At 73.1% G+C, this 26,867-nt stretch carries 27 protein-coding genes and 1 pseudogene; 14 read left to right on the forward strand and 14 right to left on the reverse strand.

Annotated features, from left to right (window positions below; genetic code table 11):
• Positions 1-70: 70 nt before the first annotated feature.
• The 4 genes from ACIF8S_RS15345 to ACIF8S_RS15360 form a co-directional block, all read right to left on the reverse strand.
• Positions 71-1,099 carry a methyltransferase gene (locus tag ACIF8S_RS15345; protein WP_349799339.1) on the reverse strand — a complete coding sequence of 343 codons (1,029 nt, stop codon included), beginning with the start codon at positions 1,097-1,099 and terminating at the stop codon, positions 71-73.
• A gap of 54 nt (positions 1,100-1,153) precedes the next feature.
• Positions 1,154-2,215 (reverse strand): nitrous oxide reductase family maturation protein NosD, encoded by a 1,062-nt coding sequence (locus ACIF8S_RS15350; protein WP_399999618.1) that lies wholly within the window; start codon positions 2,213-2,215, stop codon positions 1,154-1,156.
• 43 nt (positions 2,216-2,258) lie between these two features.
• Complete coding sequence (locus tag ACIF8S_RS15355) at positions 2,259-3,161, reverse strand: GNAT family N-acetyltransferase (protein ID WP_399999619.1); 903 nt, start codon at positions 3,159-3,161, stop codon at positions 2,259-2,261.
• 135 nt (positions 3,162-3,296) lie between these two features.
• Positions 3,297-3,857 carry an NADPH-dependent FMN reductase gene (locus ACIF8S_RS15360; protein WP_033277097.1) on the reverse strand — a complete coding sequence of 187 codons (561 nt, stop codon included), beginning with the start codon at positions 3,855-3,857 and terminating at the stop codon, positions 3,297-3,299.
• 222 nt (positions 3,858-4,079) lie between these two features.
• On the opposite strand from ACIF8S_RS15360, the gene ACIF8S_RS15365 reads away from it, so the two are divergent.
• The 8 genes from ACIF8S_RS15365 (at position 4,080) to ACIF8S_RS15400 (ending at position 10,445) form a co-directional block, all read left to right on the forward strand.
• Positions 4,080-4,910: an enoyl-CoA hydratase/isomerase family protein gene (locus ACIF8S_RS15365; protein WP_399999620.1), complete on the forward strand. Its 831-nt coding sequence runs from the start codon at positions 4,080-4,082 to the stop codon at positions 4,908-4,910.
• A gap of 63 nt (positions 4,911-4,973) precedes the next feature.
• Positions 4,974-5,444 (forward strand): MarR family winged helix-turn-helix transcriptional regulator, encoded by a 471-nt coding sequence (locus ACIF8S_RS15370; RefSeq protein WP_399999621.1) that lies wholly within the window; start codon positions 4,974-4,976, stop codon positions 5,442-5,444.
• Positions 5,445-5,641: 197 nt separating this feature from the next.
• A complete protein-coding gene (locus ACIF8S_RS15375; protein ID WP_399999622.1) occupies positions 5,642-6,748 on the forward strand; it encodes a CE1758 family FMN-dependent luciferase-like monooxygenase in 1,107 nt (368 codons plus the stop codon).
• The gene (locus ACIF8S_RS15380) at positions 6,745-7,359 is read left to right on the forward strand and encodes an FMN reductase (protein ID WP_399999623.1); all 615 of its coding nucleotides are present in this window, start codon (positions 6,745-6,747) and stop codon (positions 7,357-7,359) included. Before ACIF8S_RS15375 ends, ACIF8S_RS15380 begins: the two co-directional genes overlap by 4 nt.
• A 166-nt stretch (positions 7,360-7,525) precedes the next feature.
• Complete coding sequence (locus ACIF8S_RS15385; RefSeq protein ID WP_399999624.1) at positions 7,526-8,245, forward strand: SDR family oxidoreductase; 720 nt, start codon at positions 7,526-7,528, stop codon at positions 8,243-8,245.
• 63 nt (positions 8,246-8,308) lie between these two features.
• Positions 8,309-9,055, forward strand: a complete 747-nt coding sequence (locus tag ACIF8S_RS15390) for an SDR family oxidoreductase (protein ID WP_399999625.1) — start codon at positions 8,309-8,311, stop codon at positions 9,053-9,055.
• Between the two features lie 43 nt (positions 9,056-9,098).
• Positions 9,099-9,542 (forward strand): VOC family protein, encoded by a 444-nt coding sequence (locus ACIF8S_RS15395; RefSeq protein WP_399999817.1) that lies wholly within the window; start codon positions 9,099-9,101, stop codon positions 9,540-9,542.
• A 138-nt stretch (positions 9,543-9,680) separates the two neighbouring features.
• Positions 9,681-10,445 carry an SDR family NAD(P)-dependent oxidoreductase gene (locus ACIF8S_RS15400; RefSeq protein ID WP_399999626.1) on the forward strand — a complete coding sequence of 255 codons (765 nt, stop codon included), beginning with the start codon at positions 9,681-9,683 and terminating at the stop codon, positions 10,443-10,445.
• Positions 10,446-10,533: 88 nt separating this feature from the next.
• Here ACIF8S_RS15400 and ACIF8S_RS15405 read toward each other — a convergent pair whose 3' ends face one another.
• Positions 10,534-11,007 carry a MarR family winged helix-turn-helix transcriptional regulator gene (locus tag ACIF8S_RS15405; RefSeq protein ID WP_399999627.1) on the reverse strand — a complete coding sequence of 158 codons (474 nt, stop codon included), beginning with the start codon at positions 11,005-11,007 and terminating at the stop codon, positions 10,534-10,536.
• Positions 11,008-11,147: 140 nt separating this feature from the next.
• Between ACIF8S_RS15405 and ACIF8S_RS15410 the strand changes: the two genes are divergently transcribed.
• A complete protein-coding gene (locus ACIF8S_RS15410; RefSeq protein ID WP_399999628.1) occupies positions 11,148-12,608 on the forward strand; it encodes a dihydrolipoyl dehydrogenase family protein in 1,461 nt (486 codons plus the stop codon).
• A 109-nt stretch (positions 12,609-12,717) separates the two neighbouring features.
• On the opposite strand, the gene ACIF8S_RS15415 is transcribed toward ACIF8S_RS15410, so the two are convergent.
• Both ACIF8S_RS15415 and ACIF8S_RS15420 read right to left on the reverse strand, forming a co-directional pair.
• Positions 12,718-13,737: an alcohol dehydrogenase gene (locus ACIF8S_RS15415; RefSeq protein WP_399999629.1), complete on the reverse strand. Its 1,020-nt coding sequence runs from the start codon at positions 13,735-13,737 to the stop codon at positions 12,718-12,720.
• Between the two features lie 347 nt (positions 13,738-14,084).
• Positions 14,085-14,690, reverse strand: a complete 606-nt coding sequence (locus ACIF8S_RS15420) for a GPP34 family phosphoprotein (RefSeq protein WP_399999630.1) — start codon at positions 14,688-14,690, stop codon at positions 14,085-14,087.
• Between the two features lie 251 nt (positions 14,691-14,941).
• On the opposite strand from ACIF8S_RS15420, the gene ACIF8S_RS15425 reads away from it, so the two are divergent.
• From ACIF8S_RS15425 to poxB, 3 genes are all read left to right on the forward strand, one after another.
• Entirely contained in the window at positions 14,942-15,373 is a 432-nt protein-coding gene (locus ACIF8S_RS15425; protein ID WP_399999631.1) for a tautomerase family protein, read from the forward strand.
• 81 nt (positions 15,374-15,454) lie between these two features.
• A complete protein-coding gene (locus tag ACIF8S_RS15430) occupies positions 15,455-16,243 on the forward strand; it encodes an acetoacetate decarboxylase family protein (protein ID WP_399999632.1) in 789 nt (262 codons plus the stop codon).
• 96 nt (positions 16,244-16,339) lie between these two features.
• The gene (gene poxB, locus ACIF8S_RS15435) at positions 16,340-18,088 is read left to right on the forward strand and encodes a ubiquinone-dependent pyruvate dehydrogenase (RefSeq protein WP_399999633.1); all 1,749 of its coding nucleotides are present in this window, start codon (positions 16,340-16,342) and stop codon (positions 18,086-18,088) included.
• A gap of 19 nt (positions 18,089-18,107) precedes the next feature.
• On the opposite strand, the gene ACIF8S_RS15440 is transcribed toward poxB, so the two are convergent.
• Entirely contained in the window at positions 18,108-18,353 is a 246-nt protein-coding gene (locus ACIF8S_RS15440) for a DUF5133 domain-containing protein (RefSeq protein WP_215214060.1), read from the reverse strand.
• 236 nt (positions 18,354-18,589) lie between these two features.
• On the opposite strand from ACIF8S_RS15440, the pseudogene ACIF8S_RS15445 reads away from it, so the two are divergent.
• Positions 18,590-19,273: pseudogene (locus tag ACIF8S_RS15445) on the forward strand (SMI1/KNR4 family protein); the annotation flags it as partial.
• Positions 19,274-19,327: 54 nt separating this feature from the next.
• Here the strand turns inward: ACIF8S_RS15445 and ACIF8S_RS15450 are convergent.
• Both ACIF8S_RS15450 and ACIF8S_RS15455 read right to left on the reverse strand, forming a co-directional pair.
• Entirely contained in the window at positions 19,328-19,495 is a 168-nt protein-coding gene (locus tag ACIF8S_RS15450) for a hypothetical protein (RefSeq protein ID WP_399999634.1), read from the reverse strand.
• 29 nt (positions 19,496-19,524) lie between these two features.
• Positions 19,525-19,773 carry a hypothetical protein gene (locus ACIF8S_RS15455; RefSeq protein WP_399999635.1) on the reverse strand — a complete coding sequence of 83 codons (249 nt, stop codon included), beginning with the start codon at positions 19,771-19,773 and terminating at the stop codon, positions 19,525-19,527.
• A gap of 200 nt (positions 19,774-19,973) precedes the next feature.
• Between ACIF8S_RS15455 and ACIF8S_RS15460 the strand changes: the two genes are divergently transcribed.
• Positions 19,974-21,362 (forward strand): MFS transporter, encoded by a 1,389-nt coding sequence (locus ACIF8S_RS15460; RefSeq protein WP_399999636.1) that lies wholly within the window; start codon positions 19,974-19,976, stop codon positions 21,360-21,362.
• Between the two features lie 49 nt (positions 21,363-21,411).
• Here ACIF8S_RS15460 and ACIF8S_RS15465 read toward each other — a convergent pair whose 3' ends face one another.
• The 4 genes from ACIF8S_RS15465 to lnt form a co-directional block, all read right to left on the reverse strand.
• Entirely contained in the window at positions 21,412-23,439 is a 2,028-nt protein-coding gene (locus tag ACIF8S_RS15465; protein ID WP_399999637.1) for a helix-turn-helix domain-containing protein, read from the reverse strand.
• A gap of 88 nt (positions 23,440-23,527) precedes the next feature.
• Positions 23,528-24,328: a 3-hydroxybutyrate dehydrogenase gene (locus ACIF8S_RS15470; RefSeq protein WP_399999638.1), complete on the reverse strand. Its 801-nt coding sequence runs from the start codon at positions 24,326-24,328 to the stop codon at positions 23,528-23,530.
• 54 nt (positions 24,329-24,382) lie between these two features.
• Positions 24,383-24,883, reverse strand: coding sequence for an NUDIX hydrolase (locus tag ACIF8S_RS15475; RefSeq protein ID WP_399999639.1), 501 nt, complete (start codon positions 24,881-24,883; stop codon positions 24,383-24,385).
• Between the two features lie 59 nt (positions 24,884-24,942).
• Positions 24,943-26,553 (reverse strand): apolipoprotein N-acyltransferase, encoded by a 1,611-nt coding sequence (gene lnt, locus ACIF8S_RS15480; protein WP_399999640.1) that lies wholly within the window; start codon positions 26,551-26,553, stop codon positions 24,943-24,945.
• Positions 26,554-26,867 lie beyond the last annotated feature (314 nt).

Consider the following 26,867-nt stretch of genomic DNA (forward strand, 5'->3'; position numbering starts at 1 on the left):
CCGAGGCCGCCGGTCCCGCGTCAGACGCGGAGCCGGCGGCCTCGGGGTGTGCGGCCCGTGCCGTCGCGTGTCAGCCGGCGACGGTGCACTCGAAGGCGTGCAGGTAGGCGTTGACCGGGCGGATCTCGCCGATGGTCAGGCCCGCCTCGGTGAGGCGGTCCACCATGCTCTGCCGGGTGTGCTTGGCACCGCCGACGTTGAGGAGCAGCAGCAGGTCCATGGCGGTGGTGAAGCGCATGGACGGGGTGTCGTCGACGAGGTTCTCGATGACGACGACCCGGGCGCCGGGCCGCGCCGAGCGGCGGATGGCGGCCAGCACCCGGCGGGTGCTGTCGTCGTCCCACTCCAGGACGTTCTTGATGATGTACACATCGGCCTGGACGGGCACGTCCTCGCGGCAGTCGCCGGGCACGACGCGGACCCGGTCGGCGAGCGCGCCGCCGCCACGCAGCCGGGGGTCGGCGTTCTCGACGACGCCCGGCAGGTCGAGCAGGGTGCCGTGGAGGTGGGGGTGCTTCTCCAGCAGGCTGGCCAGGACGTGTCCCTGGCCGCCGCCGATGTCCACCACGGAGGAGGCGTCGTCCAGGTCGAGCAGCTTGGCCACGTCCCGCGCGGACTGCTCGCTGGAGGTGGTCATGGCCCGGTTGAAGACGTGGGCGGACTCGGGGGCCGACTCGTTGAGATAGGTGAAGAACTCCTGGTCGTACACGTCCTCGAAGACGTTGCCGCCGGTGCGCACCGCCTCGTCGAGGCGCGGCCAGACGTTCCAGGTCCAGGGTTCGGTGCACCACAGGGCGATGTAGCGCAGGCTGTGCGGGTCGTCCTCGCGCAGCAGCCGGGACATCTCCGTGTGCTCGAAGCTGCCGTCGGGGTTCTCGGTGAAGACGCCCTGGCACGACAGCGCGCGGAGCAGCCGGCGCAGGGTGTGCGGCTGGGTCTTCACCGCCGCCGCCAGGTCGTCGACGGTCATGGGGTCGTCGTCCAGCGCGTCGGGCACGCCCAGGCGGACGGCCGCGCGAACGGCGGCCGCGCAGGCCGCCCCGAATACGAGCTCCCTCAGCCGCATGGGCGGCGGGGGAGCCGGATCAACGGTGGTCATCCGTTGCCTCGCTTCTGCTGTTGTGCCGTGGGGGGGGGTGGGGGGGCTGACGGGTCAGCACATTCCTGCGGGTTCGGAGAGGGTGCAGGTGTTGCGGCTGAAGGTGTTGGTCTTCGCCGTGTCGCGGTTGGCCAGGTCGGCGGGGCTGTTGCCGGTCACCAGGTTGTCGCGGACGTCGTTGCGCTCGCTGGGCGTGCCGACGAGGCTCTTGAACAGCACGATGCCGCCGGACAGCGGGGAGGTGCCCTTGTTGTTCTCGACCCGGTTGAACGCCACCCGGGTCTCCTCGACGCCGGTGAGGACGATGCCCGAGCCCTGGAGGAAGGGCAGCCGGGGTGTCTTGGCGCAGTACTTGTTGTTGCCGTGGATGTTGTTCCAGGACACGCTCAGGTGGCCGGCGCGGGGCTTGGACTCGTCGCCCACGACGAACACCGCGGCGCAGTTGCCGGTGGCCTCGTTGTGGTCGACGCTGACGTTCCGCAGCCGGCGCACGGTGACGCCGACGCGGTTCTCGGCGGTCCTGTTGTAGCGGATCACCGTCTTCCTGGCGTCGCGCGCGCCTTCCTCGGTGTCGACGGTGTTGGCCACGAACAGTCCGGCGTCGCCGTTCTTCCGGGTGACGTTGTGGCTGAGCACGCCGCGCACGGAGCGTTCCTGGGCGATGCCCCACTGGCCGTTCTTCTCGGCGACGACATGGCGGACCTTGAGGTTGTCGGTCCCCGTGGCCCACACCCCGTTCTTGGCGTATCCACGCACCGTCAGGTGGCGTACGGAGACGTCCTTGAGGGGCTTCTTGTCGGTGCCGGTGACGCAGACGCCGTTGCCGGCCTTGGCGCAGGCGGACGTGCCGGCCTTCGCGGCCGGCTGCAGGACGGTGCGGCCCGCGGCGTCGCCGCGCAGGGTGATGCCGGACTTCTTGATGTCGACGCTCTGCTTGTAGGTGCCGGCGGCCAGGAGGACGGTGTCTCCCGACTTGGCGGCGTTCACGGCCTTCTGGATGGACTGCCCCGGCTGTACGCGGTGCACGGTCGTCAGATGGGCCGACGGGGCGGCACCGATCCCCGCGGCCACGACGGCGGTGGTGCACGCGAGATACGCGATGTGACGTTTGTTCATGGAGCCGAAGCTATGAGCGGGCGTTGTGCCCCGCCACCGGTGATCACCCAGCCGGGCGCGGTGCCGCGGCGGGGTGGGGTACCGCGTCCCGGCGCAGGTCCCGGAGCTCGGGAAGACGCCGGAAACCGGCCGACGCGTAGGTGGCGACGGCGGCCGTGTTGGAGCTGGGGGTGCACACGACGGCGCTCGACGAGCCCAGCTCCCGGAGCGCGGCCGCCGCGGCGAGGGTGACCGCCCGGCCGTGGCCCCGGCCGCGGTGGTCCCGGTGCACCCCCAGCGGTTCCAGCAGCCCGGGACGTCCCGGGCCGGCCGACCACACGGTCACCGCCGCCACCGGGTCGCCCCGCTCGTCGTGGGCGACCAGGCAGCGGGCGTCGGTGTAGGTCTGCGCGGCGGCCATCGCGTGCCAGGCCTCCTCCGTGAACGCCGAGTTGGCGAACGCGGCCCGCTGCACGGCACTGCGCACCCGCGCCCCGTCCGGTCCGGTCACCTCGATCCGTACGCCCGGGCCGGGCACCGGGGCGGCGAGGTCACGGTGCAGCGGCGTCCACGGCTCGTCGTCCGTCCAGCCGGCGTCGGCGAGGGTCTGCCGGACCAGCGCGCCCCTCGGGGCCTCGACGTACACCGTTCCCTCGGGCAGGACGCCCCGTCCGGGCTCCGTGAGGTCCGCGGTGAGCCGCCGCGCCACGTCCTCGTCCCGCCGGGCGTCGGGCGCGAGGGCCAGACGCAGCAGGTCGGGGCCGTCCAGCAGGCCGACGGCGACGGTTCCTCCGCCTCGCCGCCACACCCTGACCGCCTCGGTGGCCGGCCCGTCCCCGAACCGCAGGAACCAGCCCACGTCCCCCGGGTGCAGCTGTACGGGCGCCCCCTCGTGCTGCCACTCCCGCAGCACCCGCACGACCTCGTCCAGCCCGCCGGCTCCCGCCCCGCCCACCTCGACCGTCATGCCCCGATGACACACCATCACGCAGCGGCCCGGGGCTCGTACGGCAGATCTCACCGGAACACGGCCGCCGGTGCCGGCCCGGGTCTCCCCTGAGGCCGGCACCGACGTCCCGTCCGGGCGGGCCGGGGGCGTCGCTCAGGCCGCGCGCAGCGGCTCCAGCGCCTTGGCCCAGGCGACCACCTGGTCCAGGGTGGTGGTCAGGGTGGCGTGCTGGATGTCCGCGGGCTTGAAGGTGCTGAAGTTCTCGAAGTCCGTGAACAGGGAGAGAGCCACCTGCGAGCGGACGTCGGCCAGCTGCAGCTCCCCCGCGATGCCGCGCAGGTGCTCCACGGCACGGGTGCCGCCGACCGATCCGTAGCTGACGAACCCGACGGCCTTGTTGTTCCACTCGGCGTAGAGGTAGTCGATGGCGTTCTTCAGGGCGCCCGGCACGGAGCGGTTGTACTCCGGCGTCACGATGACGAACCCGTCCAGGGACGCGATCTTCTCGGCCCAGGGCCCGGTGTGCGGCCGGGTGTAGTTACCCAGGGACGCCGGGTACGGCTCGTCCAGGACCGGAAGCTCGTAGTCGAGGAGATCGACGATCTCGAACTCCGCGTCGGTGCGCCGGGCGGCGACCTCGTGCACCCAGCGGGCCACGGCCTCACCGTTGCGGCCCGGGCGGGTGCTGCCGAGGATGATGCCAATCTTGGTCATGATCGACCTTTCGTGCGGAAACAGCGTGTGGGAACTCGACATAAATTGCTTCGCCAAGCAACTTCTCTGCGAAGGTACGACCACATGCTTGCCGAGTCAAGTAAGTCGGTGACGGCGGACGCCTGCCGCCCGAGGTCCTTCACGTAGGGCATTCGTTCGGTAATGACCTAGATTGGGCAGCGGGCCCCGGGTCCACCCCTCCCCCGCAGACGGGAGCAGCCGATGAGCGGCGAGACACAGTTCGACGTCCGGGAGATCAGCCCCTCCTACTGGCGGGTCACCTTCTCCAACGGGGAGATCAACCTGATCGACCCGGACACCATCGAGCAGCTGGCGGAGCTGATCACCCGCATCGAGCGGGCTCCCGAGCTCACGGTGGTGGTGTTCCGCAGCGCCAACCCGGACTTCTTCATGGCGCACTACGACATGCTGGCGGACCGCTCGCGAGTGGCCGCCATGAAGCCGGCGGCCTCCGGCCTGCACCCCTACGCGGACAACGTGTACCGCCTGGCCAGGGTCCCCGCCGTCACCGTCAGCGAGATCAACGGCCGCGCCCGCGGTGCCGGCAGCGAGTTCGCGCTGGCCACCGACATCCGGTTCGCCGGGCCGGGCGCCGTCCTCGGCCACTTCGAGGTCGGCGTCGGGTCGGTGCCCGGCGGCGATCCCACGGGGCGGCTCGCCAGGATGCTGGGCCGGGGGCGCGCGCTGGAGATCCTCCTGGGTGCGGACGACTTCCCCGCGGATCTCGCCGAGCGGTACGGCTACGTCAACCGCGTCCTGCCGGACGGTGAGCTGGAGGACTTCGTCGACGGCTTCGCCCGCAGGATCGCCGGTTTCGACAGGACGGCCGTACGGGAGACCAAGTCGCTCGTCGACGCGGTCACCGAGCCTCCCGTCGAGGAGTTCGGCGCCGCGCTCTCGGCGTTCTTCCGCACCTCCGGCCGCCCGGAGAACGCGCACCGCGTCGAGCAGCTCCTCGAGGCGGGGCTCCAGCAGCCGGACGGCGTGGAACTCGACCTCGGCCGGCGGATCGGCGTCCCTCCAGGCACCTGACCGCGGTGGGACCGGAACGGCGCGACGTTTGCCGAAGATACTTCGCCGTGCAACCATCTGGGCATGGCGACCGCGACACCAGATCCCGCCCCGGCCGGGCCGCACCCCCTCACCCCGGACGAGGAAGCCGTGGTGCGGGCCCTCCCCCGGCTCATCCACGCACTGCCGCGCGCCATCGACGCGGACATGATGCGCGAGCAGCGGCTGCCGAACACCGAGTACCTGGCCCTGATGCACCTGTCGGAGGCCCCGGAGCGCCGGTTGCGCATGAGCGAGCTCGCGGACGCCTGCGAGATGTCACTGAGCGGCACCACGCGCGTCGTGCAGCGACTGGAAAGCCAGGGGTTCGTCCGGCGGACCCGCTGCCCGGACGACGCCCGGGGCTGGAACGCGACCCTGACGGACGCGGGCCTGCGACGGCTGGAGGAGGCGTGGCCCACCAACCTGGCCGCCGTCCGCCGGTACTTCCTCGACCATCTGACGGGCATGGACCTCGGGCAGCTGGCCGCGGCGCTGCACAAGGTCGCGACCTGAGCCGATCCGCCCGTCGGCGGACTCGGCGCCCACGACACACACGGACCCACCCGGCCCTCACCGCCGCGCACCGGCATCCAGCACGGCCGGACGGCGACGGCGACGGCGACGGCGAGCGAAACGGCGGGGAACAATACTCGCTTTTTATTTGCTTCGCATAGCAACAATCAATCGCGATCACAGACGGGAATCACCAGATGCACTTCGGAATCTTCGGCGTGGGGGACGTGGCACGCGACCCGCTGTCCGGACGGACCCCCACCGAGCACGAGCGGATCAAGGCGCTGGTGGAGTACGCGAGCCTGGCCGAGGACGTCGGCCTGGACGTCTTCGCGCTCGGCGAGCACCACAACCCGCCCTTCGTCCCGTCCTCCCCCACCACGCTGCTCGGCCACATCGCCGCCCGCACCCGGCGCATCCTGCTGTCCACCTCCACCACGCTGATCACCACCAACGACCCGGTGAAGATCGCCGAGGACTACGCGACGCTCCAGCACCTCGCGGACGGCCGGGTCGACCTGATGCTGGGGCGCGGGAACACCGGCCCGGTGTATCCCTGGTTCGGGCAGGACATCCGTGACGGTCTCGCACTCGCCGTGGAGAACTACGCCCTGCTGCGGCGGCTCTGGCGCGAGGACGTCGTCGACTGGGAGGGGAAGTTCCGCACGCCGTTGCAGGGCTTCACCTCCACACCCCGCCCGCTGGACGGCGTGCCGCCGTTCGTCTGGCACGCCTCCATCCGCTCCCCGGAGATCGCCGAGCAGGCCGCCTACTACGGTGACGGCTTCTTCCACAACAACCTCTTCTGGCCCAAGGAGCACGTCAAACGGCTGGTCGACCTGTACCGCCGCCGCTTCGAGCACTACGGGCACGGGCCCGCCGACCAGGCGGTCGTCGGGCTGGCGGCGCAGATGTTCGTACGGAAGAACTCGCAGGACGCGGTGCGCGAGTTCCGCCCCTACTTCGACCACTCGCCGGTGTACGGCGGAGGTCCGTCGCTGGAGGACACGATGGCGCAGACCGCCATGCTGGTCGGCAGCCCGCAGCAGGTGATCGAGCAGGTGCTCACCTACCGCGAGCAGGCGGCGGGGCACTACCAGCGCCAGTTGTTCAACGTCGACGGCATCGGCGTCCCGCACCGGGCGGTGCTCGAACAGATCGAGGCCCTGGGCGCGATCGTGCCCGTCCTGCGCACGGAGTCCGCCGAGGGACGGCCCGCGCACGTCCCGGACGCCCCCACCCACGCCTCCCGGACCGCGGCCGCCCAGGCGGCGCCGGTCCCCGGAGAGGGAGGTGCCCGGTGAAGCGCCGTCTCACCGTCGTCTCGGCGGGGCTGCGGCAGCCGTCGTCCACCCGTCTGCTGGCCGACCGGCTCACCGACGCCGCACGGCGGGAACTGGGTCTGCTGGGGGACGACACCGACGTGGAGGTCATCGAGGTCCGGGACCACGCGCACGACCTGGTGAACCACCAGATCGCCGGCTATCCGTCACCCGGTCTCGGCCGGGCGCTCGACGCCGTGGCGCGGGCCGACGGCCTCATCGTGGTGACGCCGACCTTCGCGGCGTCGTACAGCGGCATGTTCAAGATGTTCGTCGACTGTCTCGAGGAGCCGGCGGCGGCGGGCAAGCCGGTCCTGGTCGCCGCCACCGGCGGCACCGGACGGCATTCGCTCGTCCTGGAGCACGCCCTGCGGCCCCTGCTCAGCCACCTGCACGCCGTGGTGGTCCCCACCGCCGTGTTCGCCGCGCCGGAGGACTGGGGCGCGGGGCAGGCGGAAGGGCCACTGGCCGCGCGCGTCGGGCGGGCGGCGCGGGAACTGGCCCGCGAGATGGGCCGGCGGGAGGAGGCACCGCCCGCAGACCACCCGTACGACGATCCGCAGCCGTTCGACCGTCTGCTCCAGGGAGGATGAGGCCTGCCCCGACGCGCCGTGGGCGCCTGCACGCCGGGCACCCGCTCGGCCGTTCGAGTGGTGAGGCACGACCCCGCGCTGTAGCGTCGGAACGGCCGTCCACGGCCTCGAACCGCCTGCCGACCGGTGGTCCGTGGCGGCTGTCCCCGCGCCGGGGGAGGTCTCCATGAAGCTCGAAGAATCCGTGGCGTTCGTGACGGGCGCCAACCGAGGACTCGGGGAGCAGTTCGTACGCGCCCTGTTCGACGCGGGGGCGGCCAAGGTCTACGCGGGAGCCCGCGACCCCGGCAAGGTCGCCGTACCGGGGGCGGTCCCGGTGGCCGTGGACATCACCGACCACGACTCCGTGGCCGCGGCGTCCCGAGCGGCTCCGGACGTGACGCTGCTCGTGAACAACGCGGGGTCGACGACCCGCGCCCACATCCTCGACGGCGATCTGGACTCGTTCCGGCGGGAGTTCGAGACACATGTGGTGGGCACGCTGGCGATGAGCCGTGCCTTCGCCCCGGTGCTCGGACGCAACGGCGGGGGCGCCGTCGTGAACGTCCTCTCCGTGCTGTCCTGGGTGTCCATCCCGGTCAGCGCCGGGTACGCCGCGGCGAAGGCCGCCGAGTGGTCGGTCACCAACGCCCTTCGCCTGGCCCTCGCCGGCCAGGGCACGCAGGTCACCGCCCTGCACGTCAGCTATCTGGCGACCGACATGGCGGCGGGCGTGCCGGGGCCGAAGTCGGACCCCGGCACGGTGGCGCGCGCCGCCCTGGACGGTGTCGCGGCCGGGCTGCCCGAGGTCCTGGGCGACGAGGTCAGCCGGCGGGTCCAGGCGGCCCTGCCGGAAGGGCCCGCCGCACTGTACCCCCAGTTGCACGGCGGGCAGTCCCTTGTCTGATGCGGGACCCCGCCGCCCGGGTCCGTGACCGGGCCGTCCCACGCACCGACGCCGGAGGCACCCATGGCGAGCGACGCCCCTCTCCCCCGAGACCTGGCGGGCCAGACCGTGGTGGTGATCGGCGCGAGTTCCGGCATCGGACTCGCGACGGCGCATCAGGCACGGCGGCACGGCGCCCGGGTGGTGATGGCCGGACGCGACCGGGACCGACTGGACCGGGCGGCGGCGGACGTCGGGGCGGAGCGGACGGCGACCGTCGACGCCGCCGACTCCGACGCCCTGCGGCGGTTCTTCGCGGATCTGGCCGGCCCGGTCGACCACGTCGTCTCGACCGCCGGCGCCCCCTGGTACATGCCGCTGGCGGAGATGGACGTCGACGAGGCGCGCGCCGTGTTCGGGCGGCGCCTCGCCCTCACCCTCGGCGTCGCCAAGTACGGCGCCGCCGTGGTCCGTGACGCGGGGACGCTGGTGTTCGTCGGCGGCACGGGTGGCCGCCGCCCCGCCGTCGGCGGGGCCGTGACGTCGGCCCTCACCGCCGCGCTGCCCGCCCTGACCGCCGGTCTGGCGCTCGAACTGGCACCGGTGCGCGTCAATCTCGTCGCGCCCGGCTTCGTCGACACGCCCCTGTCCGCGTCGCTGCTGGGCGACGGGCTGGAGGCGCGGCGGGAGCAGCTGCGCGCCGCCCTCCCCATCAGGCGGGTCGTCGGTCCGGACGACGTGGCCGCGCTGGCCGTGCACCTGATGTGCAACGAGGCCGTGACGGGCGCCACGTACGACATCGACGGCGGACAGCAGCTGGTGCCCCCGTGACCGGGCGGCGGGCGTGACCGACGCAGAACAGGAAGGGTCCACCATGGACATGAAGCTGGAAGTGGCAGTGGTTCCGGTGTCGGACGTCGACCGCGCGAAGAGCTTCTACGAAGGGCTCGGCTGGCGGCTCGACGCCGACTTCACCGCCGACGACGGTCTGCGCGTGGTGCAGGTGACACCGCCGGGGTCGGCCTGCTCGGTGATCTTCGGGGACCAGGTCAGCGGGGCCGCGCCGGGATCGGCCGAGGGACTGCACCTCGTCGTGCGGGACATCGAGGCCGCCCGCGACGAGCTGGCGCGCAGGGGTGTCGCCGTGAGTGAGGTCTTCCACGACGCCGGCGGGGTCTTCCACCACTCGGGCACGAAGGCACGGCTGTCGGGCCGAGACCCCGAGGGGCGCAGCTACAGCTCGTTCCTGTCCTTCGACGACCCGGACGGCAACGGCTGGATCGTGCAGGAGATCACGGAGCGCCTGCCCGGCCGCTGACCCCCGCCCCACCGGGCGACGCCGGCTCTCCCCGTTCACGACGTCGTTTGACGCCTGGGCCGACATGACGCACACTTGCTTCGTCAAGCAAGGAAATGTCCGGCATGGGCACGGACATCGGACCTGGAGCTGTTCCTCATGGGCATACTCGACGAGAAGATCGTCCTCATCACCGGAACCGGCGGCGGCATGGGACGGGTCGCCGCCCTGGTCTTCGCCAGGGAGGGCGCGCGCGTCGTGGGCGCCGACATCAACGCCGACGGGAACGCCGAGACCGTCGACATGGTGCGCACCGCGGGCGGCCTGATGACGGGCTTCGCGCCGGTCGACCTCACCGACCCCGAGCAGGTGCGTGAGCTGGTGGAGAACGCCGTGGGCGTGTACGGCGGTCTGGACGTGGTCTACAACAACGCGGCCCTGCAGCGCTTCGGTCCCTTGCCGGACTTCTCCGTGGAGGACTGGCGGACGACCGTGGCGGGCGAACTCGACATCCCGTTCTTCGTGTCGAAGTACGCCTGGCCGCATCTGGTCGCGCGCGGCGGCGGCGTGCTGATCAACGTGGCCTCGGAGGCGGGCATGATCGCCGGCGCGCACCCGCCGATGGTGGCGCACACGGCCGCCAACGCCGGAGTGATCGGCATGACCCGGCAGATGGCCTTGGAGGGCGCCCCGCACGGCATCCGCGCGGTGGCCGTCAGCCCGGGCCCGGTGCTCACCCCGGCCAGCGACCGGGACCTCGGCGACAACCAGGCGCTGCGTGAGGCGATCACCGCCAAGACGCTCCTCAAGCGCTTCGGTCGCCCCGAGGAGGTGGTCGAGCTGGCCGCCTTCCTCGCCTCGGACCGGGCGTCGTACATCACCGGGGCCAACTACGCCGTCGACGGCGGCTCGAGCGCCTGGTGACGGACGCGGACGCCACGGAGGGCGGCCCGGTGACGCGGCCGTCAAGGGGACGTGACCGTGCGGCGGACCTGGCGGGTCCGCCGCAGGGTCACGTGGCGACATTCTGCAGTGCCGCGGCGAGCTTCCTGAGGTCCAGCTCCGTCAGGTGGTCCAGGAAGTGGCGCCGCACCGAGGCCAGGTTGCTGGGCCACGCCTCCTCCAGCCGGGCCAGGCCCGCGTCGGTCAGCCGGGCGTTCAGGCCTCGGGCGTCCTCCTCGGACCGGATCCGGCGGATGAGCCCCTGTGTCTCCAGCCGCGTCGCCAGGCGTGTCATGCCGCTGAGGGACATCTCGACCGAGGCGGCGAGTTCGCTCATGCGCAACTGCCGGTCCGGGGCCTCCGACAGATTCGCCAGGGCCAGGTACTCGACGAGCGACATGCGCTGTTCGCGCAGCATGTCGGCGTCGATGGCGCGGGGCAGCGCGTAGATGACACGGCTGAGCGACCGCACCACGGCCTCCTCGTCCGGGGTGAGGGGCTCGGGCCGCTGCTCAGCGGGGTCCTTCCGCGCGACGTGTGACATGGCGCCATGCTACGTGCCGCGTGGTTCCGGGCCCGGAGCGGCCGGGCGGTACGTCCCCGCACGCCGGGCGATGTCGTGACCGAAGGGGGACACTGGGAGGACATGGCCCAGCCGACCAGCCGACGACCACGGGAGCGGGCATGAACGGCACTTCCCCTGCCTACGACGTGGTGGTTCTCGGTGCGGGACCGACGGGGGAGAACCTCGCCGACCGCACCCGCGCCGCCGGACTCACCACGGTCATCGTGGAGAACGAACTGCTCGGCGGCGAATGCTCGTTCTGGGCGTGCGAGCCGAGCAAGGCGCTGCTGCGGCCCGTGCTGGCGCGCGCCGACGCCCGGCGCGTCCCCGGGCTCCGGCGGGCGGTCGAGGGCCCCCTGGACATCGCGGCCGTCTTCGAGCACCGCGACGAGATGGCCGCGCACTGGCAGGACGAGGACCAGGCGGAGTGGCTCGACTCCGTCTCCGTGGATCTGGTGCGGGGGCACGGCCGGCTGGACGGCCCCCGCCAGGTCGTCGTGGACACCCCCGACGGGGAGACCGTACGGCTGACCGCGCGGCACGCCGTCGGGGTGTGCACGGGCACGGTCACCGCCTTCCCCGACCTGCCGGGGCTCGAGGACGTCCGCCCGTGGACCAACCGGCAGGCGACGGCCGCCCGGCACGTGCCGGAACGCCTCGCGGTGGTGGGCGGTGGAGTGGTGGCCGTGGAGATGGCCACGGCGTTCCAGGCGCTGGGGTCGCGGGTGACCATGCTGGTACGCGGGCGCGGCGGACTGCTCGGCCGGATGGAGCCGTTCGCCGGGGAGATGGTCGCGGACGCGCTGCGCGAGAACGGGGTGGACCTGCGCTTCGGCACGTCGGTGGCCTCCGTCGCGCGCGACGACGGAGGGGACGGTCCGGTACGGATCACCCTGGACGACGGGAACTCCCTGATCGCGGACGAGATCCTGTTCGCGACCGGCCGTGCGCCGCACACCGGGGACATAGGCCTCGACACCGTCGGCCTGACCCCGGGTGACTGGCTGCCCGTGGACGACTCCTACCGCGTCACGGACGTCCCCGAGGGGTGGCTCTATGCCGTGGGTGACGTCAACCACCGCGCTCTGATGACCCATCAGGGCAAGTACCAGGCGCGCATCGCGGGTGCCGTGATCGGGGCGCGGGCCAAGGGCGAACCGCTGGACGACGGCAGGTGGGGACGGCACGCCCCGACGGCCGACAGCGCCGCCGTCCCCCAAGTGGTGTTCACGGAGCCCGAGGTGGCGTCCGTGGGCCTGACCGCGCGGGACGCGGAACGCGCGGGGCTGAAGGTCGACGTCGTGGACTACGACATCGGCAGTGTCGCGGGCGCGGTCCAGTACGCGACGGGGTACCGGGGCAAGGCCCGGGTGCTCGTGGACAGCGCGCGCCGCACGATCGTCGGCGTGACCTTCGTCGGTCCGGGCGTGCAGGAACTGCTCTACTCGGCGACCGTCGCCGTCACCGGTGAGGTGCCGGTGGACCGGCTGTGGCACGCGGTCCCGGCGTTCCCGACGATCAGCGAGGTGTGGCTGCGGGTCCTGGAGACGTACCGGGACAGCGACGGCACGGCGGCCTGAAGGGTCCGGCGGTCCGCCCGCCTCGGTCGAACGCCTCTGTCGAGCGTCTCCGTCGAACGCCCCGTGCGCGACGTGAGCGCACGGGGCGTTCGACGAGGGGCGGGCAGGGTCAGGGGGTGAGCACCATCCGGAACCGGGCGCTGCCGTCCATCATCTTGCCGTAGGCGGTGTTCGCCTCGCTCAGCGGCAGGATCTCCGTCAGGGGGCGGATGCCGTGCCGGGCGGCGAAGGTCATGGTGTCCTGCACGTCCTGCGCCGTCCCGGACGGGTGACCGCGCACCAGCCGGCCCCGAAGGATCAGCTGGAGGGGGCTGATCGGCATCGGGTCGGTGGTGGCGCCGACGGCGACGAGCTCACCGCGCGGGGCCAGACCGTCCACCGTCGACGCGATGGCCTCCGAGTTGCCCGCGGTGGCCAGGACCACCTTTGCGCCGCCCAGCGACTGCAGGGCCTCGGCGACCGGCCCCGCCGTGCTGTCCACGTAGTGATGAGCGCCCAGCTGCTTGGCGAAGTCCGCCTTGTCGGCGCCCCGCGCGATGGCCACCGTCTCGAAGCCCATGGCCGCCGCGAACTGCACCGCCAGGTGTCCGAGGCCGCCGATGCCCTGCACGGCCACCAGGTCGTCGGGCCGGGCGGAGCTGCGCCGCAGGCCGTTGTACGTGGTGACGCCCGCGCAGGCCATGGGTCCCGCGTCGGGGGCCGCCAGCGCCTCGGGGATGCGGGCCAGGGCGTCGACGGGGGCGACGATCGCCTCCGCGAACCCTCCGTCGTAGGCGTAGCCGGGGATCTTGAGGTTGTCGCAGACGATGAAGTCGCCCCTGCGGCAGGGGACGCAGTGCCAGCAGCTGCCGCCGAACCAGCCCACGGTGACCCGCTCCCCCACCTGCCAGCCCATGTCCTCGGCGCCGTCACCGAGTTCGTCGATGCGTCCGGCGACCTCGTGCCCGGGGACGAGCGGGAACGGCGTACCGGGCATGCCGGCGGAGACGAAGAGGGCGTCGCTGTGGCAGACCCCGCAGGCCTCCACGGCGATGCGCACGTGACGGAAGCCCGGTCGGGGCAGCTCGCGTTCGACGATCTCGAAGGATCCGTTCGCGGTGGGTACCTGTGCGACTCGGTAAGTGTTCATGGCGTGACTCCGGGGCCGGCAGCGGCAGCCCCCGATGCCCGGTGCGACGCCGCTCGGGCGGCTCGGACGCCGCGGACGGCGGGCGCGGACTGCGCACTGCAACTGAGGTGGGACGAGCAGGAGTTGGGTCGCGCGCCGGATCGCCGTGACCGAGGTCGGACGGACGGCGGCCGGATGCGGGGCGGGCCGGCGTCGCCCGGCGTCACCTCCTCCCGCGTCGCACGCAAGAGCGTGTCCATCCCACCACCGCTGTGCGGGTGCGGCAACACGGGACGGCCGGGGCCGGGGAACGGAAGGCGTCGCCCGTGCCCCGCGCACGCACCGACCGGCGGAACGGGCGCGTCGCGTCAGTTCCCGCGCCAGATGTTGTCGAAGGCGGCGGCCTCGATCGTCCTGCGCTGCCGTTCGCCGGCCAGTTCCGTGACCGCCTGGAGCACGGTGGCCAGCACGGCGGCGTGGTCGTCGGTGAGCCCGTCGGACTGCTCCTCGCTCCCCCGTTCCGTCAGCCCCGCGGCCGCCGCGAGGGCGCCGAGCACGGGGTCGCCCGACTCCCACCGTTCCCTGGCCCGCGCGGCCGCCGAGGGGTCGGCCGGTGCGTCCCGGTGCCGGCGCAGCGGGTTGCGGCCGCGCCGCTCGGGCGGGACCAGCCCCTCCTCCTCGAGCACGGCTCGGTAGCGGGCGGCGAGGCCGCGGCCGCGGCGCCAGAGCCAGTCCTCCACGCTCTCGCCGGGCCCGCTGTCCCGCAGCCGCTCCGACGCCTCGGACAGCAGGACGTCACCGGCCGGCGGCGGCCCCTCGGGGACGAGGCGGGTGCCGTCGAGGGCGAGTGCGCCCGCCGCGAGAAGGTCGATCAGCTCCGCCCCGGCGAGGGCGAGGGACAGGTCGCCCTGCTCCACGACGGCCCCGCCCCGCGGGTCGGCGGAGACGAGGGCCAGGTCACGCGCTGTGGTCATGAGCAACTCCGGTCGGGACGGAAGGCCGTTGCCCCAACAGTCGCACACACCCCCCACCCGGGCGCGTGCCGCCCTACCCCGCTTTCGAGCTGCGACTCTCCGCCCAATGGGTGATGCTGGACGTCTGGTGGCGAGTTCACTCGGTGTCTCGGCCGCCGGCCGCCCGCGTCGTCACCGCGCCGGAGAATGCGCGATGGCGCGGGTGCACAGGACGGCGGGCCGGCACGGCGCTTGCCGTTCCCCTCACACCCGTGCCGTCGACCCCGGGACGCTTCATGCCCCTCTACACCTGCACCTACGCCCAGGGATCCCTGACACCCGGCGTCAAGGACGAACTCGCCGCCGACATCACGGGCATCCACTCCGACATCAACCACGTACCGCCGGACTACGTCAACGTCGTCTTCGCGGAGATGCCACCGGAGAACGTCTACGTCGGCGGCCGTCCCGGGACACCCCTGCTGATCACCGGCTGGGCGCGGCGCGGTCATCCGCAGGACGCGACGACCCGGCTGGCGCTGGCGCTCGCGGAGGCCGCGTCCCGTGCGTCCGGCATTCCGCGGGAGCACGTCATGGTGGTGATCCTCGACAGCCCGGCGCGCTCAGCGGTCGAGGCGGGCCGCGTCCTTCCCGACCCGGGCCATGAGGCGGAATGGCTCGCCGCGGGCCGCGCCGGCGCCTGAGGCAGCCGCCCTGCCACGTCTACAACTTGTCCGCCCACGAACCCCTTTGAACCGAGCCGTACGGACCCGGAGGAGACGCTCATGCTGAAGGGTTACACCGTCCCGCTGTCCCCCAAGGGCGAGGCGAACATCGCCCCGACGCCGCCGTGGCACTACGCCGGCGACATCGTGGGCGTCGAGTTCTTCACGGAACCCGCCGCCGCCGAGGCGACGCTGCCGGAGGGACTCGACCCGGATCCGGACACCTCCGGGCGGGTCGTCGCGTTCTTCGTGGACTGGCAGTTCAACGGCGAGCAGGACGAGTACCTCGACCCCGTCCGCAGCCAGTACCGGGAGTTCTTCGTCCTGGTCGACGCCCGTCACCAGGGTCGGCCGGTGTCGTGGTGCCCGTACATCTACGTCGACAACCACCATGCGCTGGCCCGCGGTTGGATCCAGGGCTTCCCGAAGAAGGCCGGCAACGTGCATCAGACGCGGGTGTTCGCCTCACCGGGCAAGGCATCGCCGACGCTGTCGCCCGGCGCCCGCTTCGGGGCGTCCCTCTCCTGCGACGAGCGGACCCTCGCCACGGCGCGGGTGACGCTGGTGGCCCCGATGGAGGACCCGTCGGCCCTGCTCAGCCGGGACACGATCAACCTGCGGCACTTCCCCACGCTGGAGGTCGGCAAGTACGACAAGCCCGCCGTGCACGAACTGGTCCGCATGGACTACGCCGACCAGCAGGTGGCCGAGGTGTGGACCGGCACCAGCGAGATCGAGCTGCTCCAGGCACCGGGCGAGGAACTGGCGGACCTGGCCCCGGTCCGCGCGGGCATGGGCTTCCGCGCCTCCATGTCCTACAACGTCACGCAGGTCGAGCCGCTCGGATAGCGCCGGCTCCCGCCCCGTCGATCCCGCCCGCGCCGACGCCGCCGGGACCGACGGGCCCCTCCCCCCTCCCGCAGTCCGAAGACAGGGGCCCACACCATGAGTACGACCGTCGCAGACCGCATGGTCGAGGCACTGGCGGCCTCCGGCGTCCGCCGCGTCCACGGCCTTCCCGGCGACTCCCTGAACGGCTTCACCGACGCGCTGCGCCGCAACGGGACCGTCGGGTGGACGCACGTCCGGCACGAGGAGACGGCCGCCTTCGCCGCCGCCGGGGAGGCCTCCCTGACCGGACGCCTCGCCGTCGCGGCGGGCAGCTGCGGTCCGGGCAACCTGCACCTGATCAACGGCCTGTACGAGGCCCAGCGCAGCCGGGTGCCCGTCCTGGCGATCGCCGCCCACATCCCGAGCGAGGAGATCGGCAGCGAGTACTTCCAGGAGACCCACCCGCAGGACGTGTTCCGCGAGTGCAGCGTGTACTGCGAGCTCGCCAGTACCCCGGAGCAGGTGCCGCGGCTGCTGCACATCGCCATGCGGATGGCCGTCGAGCGGGGCGGGGTGTCCGTCCTCGTGGTCCCCGGAGACATGCTGCTGGCCGCTCTCGGCGACGCCGGGGCGTTCGCGCGGCCGGTCCTGAGGACCGTGTCGCACATGACGCCGGACCGCGACGCCCTCGCCGAGGCCGCCGGCGTGCTCAACGACGCGGAGCGGGTGACGATCCTGGGCGGCGCCGGCTGCGTGGGCGCCCACACCGAGGTCATGGCCCTGGCGGACGCCCTGAGGTCCCCGGTCGTGCACTCACTGCGGGGCAAGGAGCACCTCGAGTACGACAACCCCTACGACGTGGGCCTGACCGGCCTGATCGGCTACAGCTCGGGCTACCGCGCCATGGAGCACTGCGACGCCCTGCTCATGCTGGGGACCGACTTCCCCTACCGGCCGTTCTACCCGCCCGCGGACGTGCCCGTCGTCCAGGTCGACATCCGCGGCGAGCACATCGGACGGCGCACCGGGGTCACGGTGCCGCTCGTGGGGACGGTGAAGGACACGGCCGCCGCGCTGCTGCCGCTGCTCCGGCCGAAGACCGACGGCGCGTTCGCGGAGAAGCTCACCAAGCACTACCGGCGTGTGCGCTCCCACCTGGACCGTCTGGGCGAGGCGAGGCCGACCGACGCGCCGATGCACCCGCAGCACGTCGCCGCCGCGGTGGACCGGCTGGCCGCGGACGACACGGTCTTCACGGCGGACGTCGGCACGCCCACCGTGTGGGCCGCGCGCTACCTCACGATGAACGGCCGCCGACGGCTGATCGGCTCCTTCAACCACGGCAGCATGGCCAACGCGCTGCCCCAGGCCATCGGCGCCCAGGCCGCCGCGGGCCGGCGGCGCCAGGTCGTGGCGTTCTGCGGGGACGGCGGACTGAGCATGCTGCTGGGCGACCTGATCACGCTGCGCCATCTGCGTCTGCCGGTCAAGGTCGTCGTCTTCAACAACGGCACGCTGTCGTTCGTCGAGCTGGAGATGAAGGCCGGCGGCATCGTCAACTACGGCACCGACCTGGACGACCTCGACTTCGCGGCCGTCGCCCGCTCCGCCGGCATCTTCGGCGTCCGGGTCGACCGGGCCGGGCAGCTGGACGACGCGCTCGGCGAGGCCCTCGCCCTCGACGGTCCCGCGGTCGTCGACGCCCGCACGGCGAGCCAGGAGCTGTCCCTGCCCCCGAACCTCACCTACGACCAGGTGAAGGGCTTCTCCCTGTTCGCCACGCGCACGGTGCTCTCGGGCCAGGGCGACGAACTGCTGGAGCTGGCGAAGACCAACCTGCACGAACTGCCGCTGCTGCGCTGACCGGCCGGCCCCTGCGGCGTCACGCCGCCAGCGTCTCGTCCTCCTGGCGGAGGCCGGAGCCGCCCGCCCGGTACTGCTCCAGCAGGGCGTCGGCCGCGCGCAGGGCCTCGTCGGCGGTACGGGAGCCGGTCATCACGCACAGCGTGTAGGTGGCGTCCTCGAGCAGCCGGCTGGTGCGGCCGGTGGGAAGCACGTCGTGCTCGATACGCGCCTGGGCGAACCGGGCCAGCACAGCACGCAGTTCCTTCTCCGCCGGAAGGATCATCTCGGTACCTCTCCCCTCGTCCGAAGCCGTCCCCCAGTGGGGCGCCAGGCTTGCGAATGCCCCGCCCGAAGAGGTCCACACCTGTCAACCTCTGGGTCGGCCTGTCAGTGGCGGGTGACAGCATCGGCGCATGACGGAGAACGCGGCGTTCGACTGGAGGACCTTCCTGCTGCGGTGGAGCGGGGAATGGGCCGACTCCCTGCGCGAGGGTGACGTGCGGGACGCGGACGACGAGGCCGCGCGGCGGGCCCGGTGGCCTGGCGTGGCTCGCGGATCCCGGCCCCGGCGACCACCACACGTCCTACCGCTTCGTCCTGGTTGAAGCGGTAGGTCCGGAGGAACTCCCGGGGCGTCTGGGGGACGGGGACGGCACGACGCTCGACGAGCCCCTGACGCTCAGGGAGGCTCACCGACGGCTGTGGAGCGGCCGACGCGAGTCCTCGTCCTACGACGAGCGGCCTCTGATGGCGGTCGGCCGGGCCGGCGCCGGCTGGAGCTTCGCCTTCGACGGGACCCCGGCCCACTTCGATCCCCGGCGCTTCGTCTCCCCCGCCGCGACCGCCTCCGCGGACACCCGCGCGGTGGTGGTGTGGAGCGACCTCGCCGCCCGGCACGGGGAGCCGTCCTTCCACCTGTCGGTGGCCCGCGACGGCACCGAGGAGTACGCCTTCACCTACGCCGACGGCGCGATCCGGCGCACCGGTGACATCCCGCGGGCGCTCGACCCGGACCGCTTCCTCGCCTCCCCCGGAGCCGGCGCCGAGGCGGAACGGCCGCTCCTGGACGCGATGGCCGAGCACTTCGGCGTGCGCCTCCCCCGTCACGCCCTCAGGAACGGCCGCCTGCACACCTTCCCCGCCCGCTCCTGGACCCGCCCCCCGAAGGACGGCGAGACGTACGTGGTGATCCGCATGGGGTGAGGACGCCGGCAGGACTTCCGCCGCGTCACGGACCGGACCGCCCGGGGCTCCCGCTTACTCCCGGTCGCCGTCCTCTTCCTCTTCCTCTTCCTCGTCCCCGCCCTCGGCCTGCGAGGGCGTCGTCCGGGGCACGTCCCGACGACCGGACTGCTCATCCTGCTCGTCCGCGGCTCCGGCCGTATCGGGTTCACCCTCGGCCTGCGACGGCGTGTACTCGCTCAAGGGGATGTCTCCTTCCGTGTGGTCGGTGGTCAGGAGTTCTTCCGGCTGTCTCCGGTGTCTCCGCCCGTCTCGTCGTCGGCGTCCGCGGACGCCTCGACTCCCTCCAAGGGCTTGCCCGCCGTCGTCCCGCGACCGGTCTGGTAGCCCTCCTTCGCGCTCCCGGTGCCCGGTACCGACCTTTCCTGCGCCTGCTTCTCCGCGCCGGAGTGGGCGCCGGGCTCCTCGTCGCTGCGCGCCCGGCCGTAGCGGTCGGCGTCCTGGTCCTGCTGCCCGGTCATGTCCGTTCCTCTCGTCGGCGCCGCGTCGGCGGCCCGCCGGGTTCCCGGGGACGAACACCGCGAAACGCCCACGGTGGCATGGTGCCCGCGCGGATGCTCGGCGCCAGAACTATGGTGTCCCGCCACATGTGCGCCTGACCTGCGGGTTCCTACGGTGTGGCGACACGCAAACGTCCCCGCAACGCCAGGAAGTGGTGCCGATGTCGTCGCCCTCTACCGCCCCACCAGCACCGAGCAACCTCAAACGCATCGTCGCCGCCTCCCTCATCGGCACCACCATCGAGTGGTACGACTTCTTCCTCTACGGCTCGGCCGCCGCGCTCGTCTTCAACAAGTTGTTCTTCCCGGACTCCGATCCGCTGGTCGGCACGCTGCTGTCGTTCCTCACGTACGCCGTCGGGTTCGCCGCGCGGCCGATCGGCGCGCTGGTCTTCGGGCACTACGGGGACCGGCTCGGACGCAAGAAGCTGCTCGTGCTGAGCCTGCTGATGATGGGCGGGGCGACCTTCGCGATCGGGCTGCTGCCCACGCACGCCACCATCGGCAGCGCCGCGCCGGTCCTGCTCACCGTGCTCCGGCTGGTGCAGGGCTTCGCCCTCGGCGGTGAGTGGGGCGGCGCCGTGCTGCTGGTGTCCGAGCACGGCGACGCGCGCCGGCGCGGGTTCTGGGCCTCGTGGCCGCAGACCGGCGCGCCGGCCGGGCAGTTGCTGGCGACGGGTGTGCTGTCGCTGCTGACCGCCGTGCTGTCGGACTCCGCCTTCGGGGCCTGGGGCTGGCGCATCCCGTTCCTGCTCTCCGGGGTCCTGGTGATCGTCGGTTTGTGGATTCGTCTCTCTGTCGACGAGTCGCCGGTGTTCAAGGAGGCACTCCAGCGTGCCGAGGCCCGCGAGGCCGACGCCCCCGCCGAGCGCATGCCCCTGGTGGCGGTGGTGCGCCACCACTGGCGTGACGTGCTCGTGGCGATGGGCGCGCGGATGGCGGAGAACATCAGCTACTACGTGATCACCGCGTTCATCCTGGTGTACGCCACCACCTCGGCCGGGGTGTCCAAGCAGACCGCGCTCAACGCGGTGCTCATCGCCTCCGCGCTGCACTTCGCGGTGATCCCGGCCTGGGGTGCGCTGTCGGACCGGGTGGGCCGGCGTCCGGTGTATCTCATCGGCGCGGTCGGCGTGGGGCTGTGGATGTTCCCCTTCTTCGCGCTCATCGACACCGGGGGCTTCGGTGCCCTGCTGCTCGCGGTGACCGTGGGCCTGGTGATGCACGGGGCGATGTACGCGCCGCAGGCCGCCTTCTTCTCCGAGATGTTCGCGACCCGGATGCGCTACTCCGGTGCCTCCATCGGCGCCCAGTTCGCGTCGGTCGCGGCGGGCGCCCCGGCCCCGCTGATCGCCACCGCGCTGTTGTCGGACTACGGCAGCTCCACCCCGATCGCGCTCTACGTCATCGCCGCGAGCCTGCTCACGGTCGTCGCCGTGGCGGTGGCCAAGGAGACCCGGCACCGGGATCTGGCGGACGTGTCCGCCGTGGACGGGCCGGGCACGCCGCCCGTCAGGACCGGGGCCGCCGAGGACGCGCGCACCCACTGACCCGCTCCGTCGCCCTGACCCCCGCCCCCGCCCCTCGGCGGTGCGGGGGTCACGGCTGTGCGGGCGGCGGGGTGATGCCGGACAGGCGGTGCAGGCGCAGGGCCAGCTGGATCTCCAGGGTCCGCGCCGGGCTCTGCCAGTCGTCCCCGAGGAGGCGGCCGACGCGGTCCAGCCGCTGGGCGACCGTGTTGACGTGGACGTGCAGCTCGTCCTTGGTGCGGGCGGGGCTCATGCCGCAGGTGAAGTAGGCGTCGAGGGTGCGCAGCAGCTCGGTGCCGCGGCGGGCGTCGTAGGCCACGACCCGGCCGATGGTGCGGTCGACGAAGCCGGCGATGTCCCGCTCACCCGCGAGCAGCAGGCCCAGGAAGCCGAAGTCCTCGGCGGCGGAGCCGTCGCCGCTGCGGCCGAGCAGTCGCAGGGTGTCGAGGCAGCGCCGGGCCTCCGCATAGGCCGTGGCCACGGTGTCGGGACGGTCGAGGAGCTGTCCGACCGGGGCGGAGGCGCCGACGGTCACCGGTTCGTGGACGGCCGTGCCGAGCTCGCGGGCGGTGCGGCGGGCGAGGCCGGTGGCGGTGTCGCCGGGGGTGAGCGGCAGCAGCAGGACGGTGCCGCCGTCGCGGGCCGCGGCGAGGCCCTGCCGGGTCGCGGCGAGGTGGGAGGCCGCGGCCCACAGCCGTCTGCGGGCGTCGGCCTCCTGGTCGGCGTCGGCGGTGCCGCCCTCCAGCCGGGCGGCGAGCACGGCGTGGGTGGCGTCCAGGTCGGCGCTCAGCCGGGTGGCCCGCTCGCGCAGCAGGCGGGGGTCGCGGTCGCGGGCGTCGAGCAGGTCGTCGAGCAGCTCGCCCCGGACGCGCTGTTCGGCCTCGGCGGCGGAGCGGCGGGCCAGCAGCAGCAGCGAGGTCACCATCGCCGCGCGTTCCAGGGTGCGCTGGTCGACGGGGTCGAGCTCCGGGTGGCCGCGCAGCACGAGTGCGCCGAGCAGTTCGTCCCCGGCGGCCACGGCGGCGGTCCAGTCGCCCCCGTGCCGTACGGCGTGGCCCTCGGCGCGCGAGGACTCCAGGGCCTCGGCGGGCGCCGCCGGGGCCTCGGTGAACTCGACGGTGCCGTCCAGCACCTCGGAGACGGCGGCGGCCACGTCGTGCACCCCGCCGCCGCGCAGGACCAGCTCGGCGAGCCGGTCGTGGACGTCGGAGGCGCGCTCGATGACGGCGCTGCGGTCCTGGATGATTTCGTTGGCGCGCTCCAGGCCGGCGAGGGCGGAGCGGGTCTCGGCGAGCAGGTTGGCGGTGTCGATGGCGGCCGCGGCGAGCGCGGCGAAGGACCCGAGCAGGGCGATCTGCTCCCGCTCGAACACCCGGGAGCGGCGGTCGGCGGCGAACAGCACCCCGATGACGTGGTCGCCGAGCGTCAAAGGCACCCCGACGATGGCGACGAGCCCCTCGTCGCGCACCCCGCTGTCGATGGAACGGGTGTGCTGGAAGCGGCCGTCGCGGAAGTAGTCGTCGGTGACGTAGGGGCGGGCGGTCTGCGCGACGAGCCCGCCGAGCCCCTCCCCCATGCCGAGACGCAGCTGCTGGAAACGGGCCGCCACCGAGCCCTCGGTGACCCGCATGTAGGTGTCGCCCCTGGCCGGGTCGTTCAGGCTGAGGTAGGCGACGTCGGTGCCGAGCAGGGAGCGGGCGCGCTGCACGATCGCGCGCAGCACGGCGTCCAGGTCGCGCAGTCCGGCGAGGTCGTGGGCCGTCTCGAACAGCGCGGACAGCTCCGCCTCCCGGCGGCGGCGCCCCTCTATCTCGGAGCGCACGCGCAGCGCGAGCAGCTTGGCCCGCTCCAGGGCGGCGACCCGCTCGGCGGGCAGCCCCTCGGCGCGGGCCAGCAGCACCGGCTGCTCGTACGCCTCGGCGGGCGCGCCGCGGGCCAGCAGTTCGAGGAACGGCGCCTCGGCGCCGTCGGGCGCGGGCCGGGCGGCGTCGGGCGCGTGTCGGGCGGCGTCGGGGCGGGCGGCGTCGGGGCGGGGCCGGGCCGGCGCTCCGGCGGCGGGGGCGGAGTGCTCGGCGGACTGCGGGTGATCGCGGGGCATGGGTCTCAGGATTCCTCATCCGGCGGCCGCCCCGTCAGGCCTGTGGACAACTCCGTCGGCCGACGGCCGGCCGCGGTCGGCTCGTGCCTCAGTGGGCGGTCCAGCCGCCGTCCAGGACCAGCGAGGTGCCGGTCACGAAGGACGCCCGCGGGCCGCACAGGTAGGCGACGGCGTCGGCGACCTCGTCCGGTTCGATGAGGCGCTTGACCGCGCTGTCCTGCAGCAGCACCTCGGACACGACGCGCTCCTCGGGGATGCCGTGGGCGCGGGCCTGGTCGGCGATCTGCTTCTCGACCAGTGCGGTGCGCACATAGGCGGGGTTCACACAGTTGGACGTGACACCGTGGGCCGCGCCCTCCAGGGCGGTGGTCTTGGACAGCCCCTCCAGGCCGTGCTTGGCAGCCACGTACGCGGACTTGTAGGCCGAGGCGCGCAGGCCGTGCACCGAGGAGATGTTGACGATCCGGCCCCAGCCCTGCCCGTACATGTGCGGCAGGGCGCCGCGGATGAGGCGGAAGGGGGCCTCCAGCATCACGGTGAGCACCGTGTGGAAGACGTCCGGCGGAAAGTCCTCGATGGGGCGGACCAGCTGCAGTCCGGCGTTGTTGACCAGGACGTCGGTCCCGGCCGCGGCGGACTCGGCGGCGTCCAGATCGGTGAGGTCCAGGACGTGCGGTTCGACGCTGCCGCCGAGGTCCGCGGCGGCCGCGGCGAGCGCCTCCAGCCCGCCGGCGTCCCGGTCGACGGCTCTGACCTCGGCACCGGCGGCCGCGAGCCGCAGGGCGCAGGCGCGGCCGATGCCGCCTGCGGCGCCGGTGACGAGCGCGGTACGGCCACCGAGGTCGAGGGAGGTGTCGTGGGGAGCCGGAAGGGCACGGGGCGCGGTCATGGGTCGACCCTAGGCAGCACGCCCCGGTCGACCCATGTGGTCACACCCCACAGTTCAGCGGTTTCCAGTGGGGTCGAGCCATGTGGATGAGGGGTCGAACCACGTGGGTACGTCGGACAGGGCCTGCTTGATGCGGAAGCTGCCGAACTCGTTCAGCTCGGGCAGCGCGTCCACGTCGAACCAGCCGACGTCCAGCGACTCGTCGTCGTTGACCCGCGCCTGTCCGCCGACGGCACGGCAGCGGAAGGTGATGTCCATGAACTGACAGACGTCGCCGTTGCCGTACGTCACGGGTTCCACGGCCTGGATCAGCACGACCCGCTCGACCACGCAGCGCACCGCGGTCTCCTCCTCGACCTCCCGCACCGCGCAGGCCGCGGGCTGCTCCCCCGGGTCGGGGATGCCGCCGATCACCGACCACTTGCGGGTGTCCGCCCGGCGGTTGAGCAGCACGCGGCCCTCGTCGTCGAAGACGAGGGCCGTGACGCCGGGCAGCCACAGCAGCTGGTGTCCGGCCGAGGCGCGCAGGGTGCGGATGAAGTCAGGAGTAGCCATGTCCCGACCCTAACCGGCGCGCGCGGACGCTCCCGGGCGCGCCGGAGGGCGTCCGGGAGCTACTGTTCGCCGGCCCTCCGGGCGCGCAGCCGCGCGGTGACGCCCCAGCCGAGGCCGCCCGCCGCGACGAGGACCAGGACCGCCTCCGGGAGCGCGCCCAAGCGGGTCGCGGGGGTCTGCGAGGTGCGCAGCGGCACCTCCTGCACCAGGGAGTCGGCGACGAACATGCCCGTCTTCTGCGTGACCGTGCCGTCCGGCATGATGACCGCGCTGACGCCGCTGGTCACCGGCACGGTGACGGCGCGGCTGTGCTCCACGGCGCGGACCCGGGACATGGCGAGCTGCTGGTAGGTCATCTCGCTCCGCCCGAAAGTGGCGTTGTTGCTCGGCACGGAGATCAGCTGGGCGCCCGCGGTGACCGTGTCGCGCACCGCCCAGTCGAAAGCGGCCTCGTAGCAGGTGACCAGGCCGACGCCGGCGCCGCCCATGTCGAACACGCCGGGCTCGGAGCCGCGGCTGAAGTCCTGGCGGACCATGGAGGTCCAGGTCTCGTTGATCGCGCCCACCAGGGAACGCAGCGGCAGGTACTCGCCGAACGGCTGGATCTGCCGTTTGTCGTAGGTGTCGACGGGGCCCTTCGCCGGGTCCCAGAGGATCTGCTCGTTGAGCAGTTCGCCGTCCCGGGAGACCACCGCGCCGACCGAGACGGGCGCGCCGACGGCCTTGGCGGCGCGGTCGACGACCTCGCGGGCGTCGGCGTTGGCGAAGGGGTCGATGTCGGAGGAGTTCTCCGGCCACAGCACGATGTCGGGGCGCTCGGCGCGGCCGGCGGCGACCTCGGCGGCCAGACGCTCCGTCTCGCGCGCGTGGTGGTCGAGGACCGCCCGGCGCTGGGAATTGAAGTCGAGTCCGAGGCGGGGCACGTTGCCCTGGATGACGGCGACCGTCACCGTGCCGCTCTCGGCCTTGTCGCTCACCAGCGTCCGCGCCGCGAACGCGCCGGCCACCGGCACGGCGACGCTCAGCACACCGACGACCGCCGCGGCCCGGTGCGGGGTCCCGGTGCGCCGGGCCCGCAGGGCGAGCCGCACCAGCTCGTACAGGCCGAAGCCGCACAGCACGACGGCGCATCCGAGGACCGGGGTGCCGCCCAGCGCGGCGAGCGGCAGGAACACGCCGTCCGCCTGCCCGAACGCGATCTTGCCCCAGGGGAAGCCGCTGAACGGCACGCGCGCGCGTGCCGCCTCGCCGGCGATCCACAGCGCCGCCGCCCAGACCGGCCACCCGGGCAGCCGCGACACCACGGTGATGCCCGCGCCGACCAGCGCGACGAACACGGCCTCGATCACCACGAGCGCGATCCACGGGCCGGGGCCGACCTCCACGCCGGTCCACACCAGCAGCGGCAGCAGGAAGCCGAGCCCGAAGAGGTAGCCGAGGCCCAGTCCCGCCTTCCAGCTCCGGCCGCGCAGCACCCCACCGAGGACGGCGAAGGCGGGCAGGGCCAGCCACCACAGGGTGCGCGGCGGGAAGCTGACATAGAGGAGGAGGCCCGCGAGCGCGGCGGCGCCGGCCGGGAGGAGGCGCGCGCGCCACTTCTGCCAGGCCGAGGGCGTGGTCTGCGGCGGCATGGGGTCCGACGCGCCGACGGAGGTTGCGGTGACGGTCACTCCGGGAGTCTACGGCGCGTGACCTGGGGCCGGACAGCACGGTCGTACGGGCCCGGGGCGGGTGGAGCACCGCGTGGCCCCGTGCCGTGGACGAGCGCGACAACGTTTCCGCTGAGTCGTCACCACACGTCCCCAAACGGGCCACCAGCCGTTACCGTGTGCCGGTGCCTTGTCCGTGGGGCCCTACGCGGGGCCGTCGGACGGGGCCCGTCAGCTCGGGGGCGACGAGGTGGGGCGGGGTGCGGGGTGGGTTCCACGGACATGACGTCCGCCGGTCCGGACGCGGACGGCGAGAGACGGACCGGTCCGGACGC

Source organism: Streptomyces sp. NPDC085937 (assembly GCF_044540535.1).
Lineage (GTDB): Bacteria > Actinomycetota > Actinomycetes > Streptomycetales > Streptomycetaceae > Streptomyces.

What these genes read in the sequence shown, in the direction of transcription:
- ACIF8S_RS15365 (WP_399999620.1), top strand. Translation starts at nt 4,080, where the DNA reads ATGAGCGGCGAGACACAGTTCGACGTCCGGGAGATCAGCCCCTCCTAC.
- ACIF8S_RS15355 (WP_399999619.1), bottom strand. Translation starts at nt 3,161, where the DNA reads ATGACGGTCGAGGTGGGCGGGGCGGGAGCCGGCGGGCTGGACGAGGTC.
- ACIF8S_RS15420 (WP_399999630.1), bottom strand. Translation starts at nt 14,690, where the DNA reads ATGACCACAGCGCGTGACCTGGCCCTCGTCTCCGCCGACCCGCGGGGC.
- ACIF8S_RS15385 (WP_399999624.1), top strand. Translation starts at nt 7,526, where the DNA reads ATGAAGCTCGAAGAATCCGTGGCGTTCGTGACGGGCGCCAACCGAGGA.
- ACIF8S_RS15415 (WP_399999629.1), bottom strand. Translation starts at nt 13,737, where the DNA reads ATGAACACTTACCGAGTCGCACAGGTACCCACCGCGAACGGATCCTTC.
- ACIF8S_RS15470 (WP_399999638.1), bottom strand. Translation starts at nt 24,328, where the DNA reads ATGACCGCGCCCCGTGCCCTTCCGGCTCCCCACGACACCTCCCTCGAC.
- ACIF8S_RS15410 (WP_399999628.1), top strand. Translation starts at nt 11,148, where the DNA reads ATGAACGGCACTTCCCCTGCCTACGACGTGGTGGTTCTCGGTGCGGGA.
- ACIF8S_RS15390 (WP_399999625.1), top strand. Translation starts at nt 8,309, where the DNA reads ATGGCGAGCGACGCCCCTCTCCCCCGAGACCTGGCGGGCCAGACCGTG.
- poxB (WP_399999633.1), top strand. Translation starts at nt 16,340, where the DNA reads ATGAGTACGACCGTCGCAGACCGCATGGTCGAGGCACTGGCGGCCTCC.
- ACIF8S_RS15345 (WP_349799339.1), bottom strand. Translation starts at nt 1,099, where the DNA reads ATGACCACCGTTGATCCGGCTCCCCCGCCGCCCATGCGGCTGAGGGAG.
- ACIF8S_RS15360 (WP_033277097.1), bottom strand. Translation starts at nt 3,857, where the DNA reads ATGACCAAGATTGGCATCATCCTCGGCAGCACCCGCCCGGGCCGCAAC.
- ACIF8S_RS15400 (WP_399999626.1), top strand. Translation starts at nt 9,681, where the DNA reads ATGGGCATACTCGACGAGAAGATCGTCCTCATCACCGGAACCGGCGGC.
- ACIF8S_RS15375 (WP_399999622.1), top strand. Translation starts at nt 5,642, where the DNA reads ATGCACTTCGGAATCTTCGGCGTGGGGGACGTGGCACGCGACCCGCTG.
- ACIF8S_RS15465 (WP_399999637.1), bottom strand. Translation starts at nt 23,439, where the DNA reads ATGCCCCGCGATCACCCGCAGTCCGCCGAGCACTCCGCCCCCGCCGCC.
- ACIF8S_RS15370 (WP_399999621.1), top strand. Translation starts at nt 4,974, where the DNA reads ATGGCGACCGCGACACCAGATCCCGCCCCGGCCGGGCCGCACCCCCTC.
- ACIF8S_RS15440 (WP_215214060.1), bottom strand. Translation starts at nt 18,353, where the DNA reads ATGATCCTTCCGGCGGAGAAGGAACTGCGTGCTGTGCTGGCCCGGTTC.
- ACIF8S_RS15350 (WP_399999618.1), bottom strand. Translation starts at nt 2,215, where the DNA reads ATGAACAAACGTCACATCGCGTATCTCGCGTGCACCACCGCCGTCGTG.
- ACIF8S_RS15460 (WP_399999636.1), top strand. Translation starts at nt 19,974, where the DNA reads ATGTCGTCGCCCTCTACCGCCCCACCAGCACCGAGCAACCTCAAACGC.
- ACIF8S_RS15455 (WP_399999635.1), bottom strand. Translation starts at nt 19,773, where the DNA reads ATGACCGGGCAGCAGGACCAGGACGCCGACCGCTACGGCCGGGCGCGC.
- ACIF8S_RS15395 (WP_399999817.1), top strand. Translation starts at nt 9,099, where the DNA reads ATGGACATGAAGCTGGAAGTGGCAGTGGTTCCGGTGTCGGACGTCGAC.
- ACIF8S_RS15430 (WP_399999632.1), top strand. Translation starts at nt 15,455, where the DNA reads ATGCTGAAGGGTTACACCGTCCCGCTGTCCCCCAAGGGCGAGGCGAAC.
- ACIF8S_RS15475 (WP_399999639.1), bottom strand. Translation starts at nt 24,883, where the DNA reads ATGGCTACTCCTGACTTCATCCGCACCCTGCGCGCCTCGGCCGGACAC.
- ACIF8S_RS15405 (WP_399999627.1), bottom strand. Translation starts at nt 11,007, where the DNA reads ATGTCACACGTCGCGCGGAAGGACCCCGCTGAGCAGCGGCCCGAGCCC.